This window comes from Streptomyces sp. SP18CS02, assembly GCF_036322365.1.
In the GTDB taxonomy this organism is placed as follows: Bacteria; Actinomycetota; Actinomycetes; order Streptomycetales; family Streptomycetaceae; genus Streptomyces.
In genome coordinates this window covers 1-354 of the sequence record NZ_JAQYXC010000026.1, presented here as the reverse complement: position 1 = coordinate 354, position 354 = coordinate 1, and the positions used below count along the sequence as shown (strand labels likewise).

Genomic DNA, 354 nt, shown 5'->3' with positions numbered 1-354 from the left:
CGGTCGGCTGCTCGGGCAGGCGCAGGTGCCGGTCGTCGCCGGTGTGTGGATGGACCTGACCGACTCGGTGAACGGGTTGGCGGGCAACCTCACGGCGCAGGTGCGCTACATCGCGCAGGTGTCGACGGCCGTGGCGCGTGGCGATCTGTCGCAGAAGATCGACGTGGACGAGCGGGGCGAGATCCTGGAGCTGAAGAACACCCTCAACACGATGGTGGACCAGCTGTCCACCTTCGCGGAGCAGGTGACCCGGGTGGCGCGCGAGGTGGGTTCCGAGGGCATCCTCGGCGGTCAGGCCGAGGTGCAGGGCGTCTCCGGCACCTGGAAGGACCTCACCGAATCGGTGAACTCGAT

The 354-nt window shown here is 68.1% G+C and carries 1 protein-coding gene; it reads left to right on the top strand.

The window, feature by feature from the left end:
• A partial coding sequence (locus PUR26_RS00055; RefSeq protein WP_329867995.1) for a HAMP domain-containing protein occupies positions 1–354 on the top strand: 354 nt, incomplete at both ends.